General features: G+C 54.9%; 3 protein-coding genes and 1 pseudogene. 2 read left to right on the top strand and 2 right to left on the bottom strand.

The features are described from left to right. Positions 1-96: 96 nt before the first annotated feature. Positions 97-1059 (bottom strand): L,D-transpeptidase scaffold domain-containing protein, encoded by a 963-nt coding sequence (locus ADICEAN_RS20305; protein WP_009197552.1) that lies wholly within the window; start codon positions 1057-1059, stop codon positions 97-99. Between the two features lie 157 nt (positions 1060-1216). Then, positions 1217-2098 (bottom strand): universal stress protein, encoded by an 882-nt coding sequence (locus tag ADICEAN_RS20300; RefSeq protein ID WP_009197551.1) that lies wholly within the window; start codon positions 2096-2098, stop codon positions 1217-1219. A 302-nt stretch (positions 2099-2400) separates the two neighbouring features. Between ADICEAN_RS20300 and ADICEAN_RS20295 the strand changes: the two are divergent. Together ADICEAN_RS20295 and ADICEAN_RS20290 are read left to right on the top strand one after the other, a co-directional pair. Beyond that, positions 2401-3554: pseudogene (locus tag ADICEAN_RS20295) on the top strand (zinc-dependent alcohol dehydrogenase). Between the two features lie 13 nt (positions 3555-3567). Then, positions 3568-4050 (top strand): hypothetical protein, encoded by a 483-nt coding sequence (locus tag ADICEAN_RS20290; protein ID WP_009197548.1) that lies wholly within the window; start codon positions 3568-3570, stop codon positions 4048-4050. Positions 4051-4291 lie beyond the last annotated feature (241 nt).

Genomic DNA, 4291 nt, shown 5'->3' with positions numbered 1-4291 from the left:
ACTGGCTCCAGTCTATGGCCTGCGGCTCTACCAGGCGCCCCTGGCGGTCCACGCACCTCAAAGCCCCCCCTGCGCAGATAGTCCGGATCTTTTTTCTTAGCCTGGGCGAGCATTTCCCCTTACCGGCAATGCTACGGGGCACCGTCCAGTAGGGATAGATGAGAAAGCAATCGATGCGGCTTTCCAGCACCGGGCTGGGGGTGGAGGGTTTGCCAATGTCACGCGGGATGAAAAGACGGGCATGTCCCCCTCAAGTACCTGCAGCTTATAAGCTGGCAGGTTTACAAGCAGGTAAGTATAGGGAAATGAGCGGGCCTCCCAGCGCCAGCGCTCCAGGTTTACGGCCAGTAGCCGCATCTCCTGCTCCAGGGCCAGCACTTCTGCTGCGGGGGGCCTTGGACCTGGCTGCTGCAGCTTTCGGTATCGCTTCAGCCTCTGCTCAAGGGCTGCCTTTAGCAGCCGGTACTGCGCATGCTGCGGTTCCAGCTCCAGAAGTTGCTGGCGAAGATTATTTTCATGAAGCCCTATTTCCAGGAGAGCGGCCAGCGGCTCATCGGCTGGCAAAAGCTGCCTGGCTGGCACCCCCGTATGCGGAACAAACCGTCCTTTTTGCAGGTGAAGGGCCAGGGTAAAAAAGGCATCGCTCAGCAGGTAATCTGCCTCCTCTACCTGCAGGGCTGTAGCCTGATGCTGGCTGATCAGCGCAAAGAGCGTCTGCAGGCGTTCCTGATGATAGTGAGCCGGCAGCAAGCCCTGGTCAGTCGACTGGCCAATCAGCAGCAGCAGGGAGTCGGCCGGAGAGCGCAAGCCCCAGCGCCCAAACCAGGCAAGCCGGTACTCCCGCCTGGCATAAAAATGCACAAGGGTAGCCTGCTGCCGGCTGCTGACCAAACGCTGTAGTCCGGCCTGGCTCCCCAGCTGGGGATAGTTGCCCAGGCTCATCGGCATACTCCCCTGCTGGGCCAGGGCCGATAGCAGACTAAACCACAGTACCCCTGTCAGCACCAGGTGGCGCTGCCAGTTGGCGGCAGTTGCCCTATCAGGAATGTATTTAGGCATGGCTGGTCTGGTTTATGCGATACGCTTACTGCACTACCCGAAGCAGGCCCGCCAGCAGTTGCAGGCTCTTCACCCATCAGCCTGATCCAACTGGGCACTGCAGGCTCCGAATGGGGTGACCAAAGGCATCTGCTGAACGGCCTGGTGCGGGCGGTGGCTATACATTTACATCAGGCTTCTGATTACGGGCTGCCCGTGCCAGCTGCTTCTTCGTCTGGTTGGGCAGCGCCAGGAGCGGAATGGTGGTATTCAGCGCCAGCCGTCGGGTATGGCTGCGGTTTAATATGGTATCCCAGAAATCTGCCTTATGGGGTACCATCACCAGCAGATCGGCCTTGCTTTCTTCTATTCCTCTTTCTATGCCGCTGATCACATCCTCATCGGCAATAAATTTATAGGTATGATGGATGCCCCTTAGCAGCTGTTCCATGTTGGGGGTACCATGCTGTGTATTCCCTTTATCGCTGCTGTGCATTTCTTCCTGAGTCTCCACATGCAGCACCTGCACATCGGCTTTATAAGCCCTGGCAATCTCCTGCAGGATGCCCAGATTGTGATAGGGGGTCAGGTACGCCCGTTTGCAGGCAAACAGAATCCTGAGCAGGCCCTGGTGGGTAGCCGATTCTGGCACCACCAGCACCGGATAGGCGGCATGATACAAGACGGTGGTGGTAAGGCTGCCAAACAGCTTGCGGCTTAGCGATTCGCCCCGCATGCCCATCACAACCAGATCGGCCTGATAGTGGCGTACCAGTTTATCAAGTTCTTCTTTAAAAAGTGCCGTACTGGTATGGCAGCTTACCTCTATGCCGTGTTGCCGGGCCAGACGTTCTCCAATGGCATTTAGGCGCAGCTCGTTATCGCGGATCAATTCAGTGATATCAGGCAACACCAGGGGCGCCGGGGTTGCAGGTATGGCCAGATGAAACGCATTGAACAGGATAAGTTTAGCGCGTACATGTCCGGCGATGGCAGCAGCGTATTCCAGCGCGTTATTGGCGGCATTGGAATAGTCGGTGGTGGCAATTATAGTTTTCATAGCCTTAAAAAATCAGGTATTCCTAATATCTAAAGCCGCAGGCATTCAGGCTATGATCCAGATCTGCTCCCCGTATGATCCTTGTCTGTTTTTCTGCTTCCAACGCCCCTATCCTCCGTTTCCAGCCGGCCATTGAAAGATCTGCCGCTTACTTTCTTTGTCTATGGGGCACATCTGGATTTATCCCTTCCTGCCAGTGCAAAAAAACATTCAGCAGGGCTATCTGTTTCAAAAATAAGGGGTTATGAGCCTGCCAAGGCCACTCCCCATTTTTTACATCACTCGAAAAACCAGATTTTTTTATGCTTGCAATGAATTACCGCGGGCCCCTCCGGGTCCGGATCGATCATAAGCCCATGCCGGAGATCCTGCATCCGCAGGATGCCATCGTGCGCGTAACCCGCTCCTGCATTTGCGGCTCCGATCTTCACCTGTACAATGGCTCAGTGCCGGATACCCGCGTGGGCATGACCTTCGGGCATGAGTTTACCGGGATTGTAGAGGAGATTGGCCCTGAGGTTAAAAAGCTGAAGGTGGGCGACCATGTGCTGGTGCCTTTTAATATAGCCTGTGGCCAGTGCTGGTACTGCAAACAGGGGCTTTTTGGCAATTGCCATGAGTCTAATCCGCAGGCAACAGCCGTTGGAGGAATCTTTGGCTATTCGCATACAGCCGGCGGCTATGATGGCGGACAGGCCGAATATGCCCGTGTTCCCTATGCCGATGTAAGCCCCACCGTTATTCCGGAGGGCATGGACCCTGACGATGCCGTTATGCTAACCGATGTGGTGCCTACCGGCTACCAGGCCGCCGAAATGGGAGGCATACAACCCGGCGATACGGTAATGGTGTTTGGCGCCGGCCCCGTGGGCATTATGGCCGCACGCTGTGCCTGGCTCTTTGGCGCCGGCCGGGTGATCATTATTGATGAGGTAGAGTACCGCCTGGAGTTTGCCAAAAATTATGCAAAGTGCGAGGCCTATAACTTCCGGGAGCTGGGCGATGTGGTGCTCTTTGCCAAAAAGACCACAGACTGGATGGGGGCTGATGTCTGCATTGATGCCGTAGGCGCTGAAGCGGCCGGCAATGCGCTGCAGACCATCACCGGCCGCAAGCTGCTGATCCAGGCCGGCTCGGCCACGGCTCTGCACTGGGCCATCAACTCCGTAAAGAAGGGGGTATTGTTTCTATTGTAGGCGTATATGGCCCTACCGACAACCTGGTGCCCATTGGCAATGTGGTGAACAAAGGCATCACCATACGCGCCAACCAGGCCTCCGTAAAGCGCCTGCTGCCCAAGCTAATCGAGCATGTGCAGAATGGGGTGATCGATGCCAAGGGACTTATCACCCACCGCATTCCGCTGGAGGAAGTATCCGAAGCCTACCGGATGTTCTCCGAAAAGCTGGACAACTGTGTTAAAACTGTTCTCATACCCCCCTCTGCCCGAAACTAAACCCAAACCTATCATGGAAAATACACCAGAAAAATATAAACACATCAAGGGGTGGGGCATAGACGCTGATCCCAAGAACGACCCCACCTACCCTATCAAAAAACGCACAAACGATGAGCACAAGGGATATACCTGGGAGCGCCCCTCGCAGCAGCCCATCGGCATCGAGGTGCTGCACTCCATCGAGCGTCCCAATGTAACCGCTGTCTTTGGTACCTCGGCTCCCCCTTCGGGCCTCAGCGGCATGATTCGCCGTATGGCCTTTAAGCAGAGTGAAAATGAGTATGGCCACTGGCTGCCCCTGATCCTGGCCGACCGCGTAAATGTGGTAGAGGGCATTGTAGAGGATCTGTTCAAGGGCCATATTCCCAACATCTTTGCCGAAAAAGGGCTGGGGGCCGATTGGAAATTTAACCGATCAAGCCTAATCACCAAAATGGCGGTTGGGGCCGCGGTACTTACAGCAGCCGCAGTGCTGCTGTCCCGCAGGGATTAGCCTTCCGTACTCGTTTATACCCTATAGATAAAAAACATGAGTCATCCCGAATTTTTTTTGTGGGATAATTATTAAAAAAGGCCTCATAATTCACTCTGAGGCCTTTTTTAGTAAAGTAGGCTGTCATTTCGACCAGCGGGAGAAATCCTGGAAATTTACCAGTAAAGAGTTGTCTTATCCAAGATCTCTCCCGCTGGTCGAGATGACAGCGTTCCTTTAAGTTTTTGAGCTAAAATACTGT

The sequence above is a fragment of the Cesiribacter andamanensis AMV16 genome (assembly GCF_000348925.1).
Classification (GTDB): Bacteria; Bacteroidota; Bacteroidia; order Cytophagales; family Cyclobacteriaceae; genus Cesiribacter; species Cesiribacter andamanensis.
This window is presented reverse-complemented; position numbering and strand designations above follow the sequence as displayed.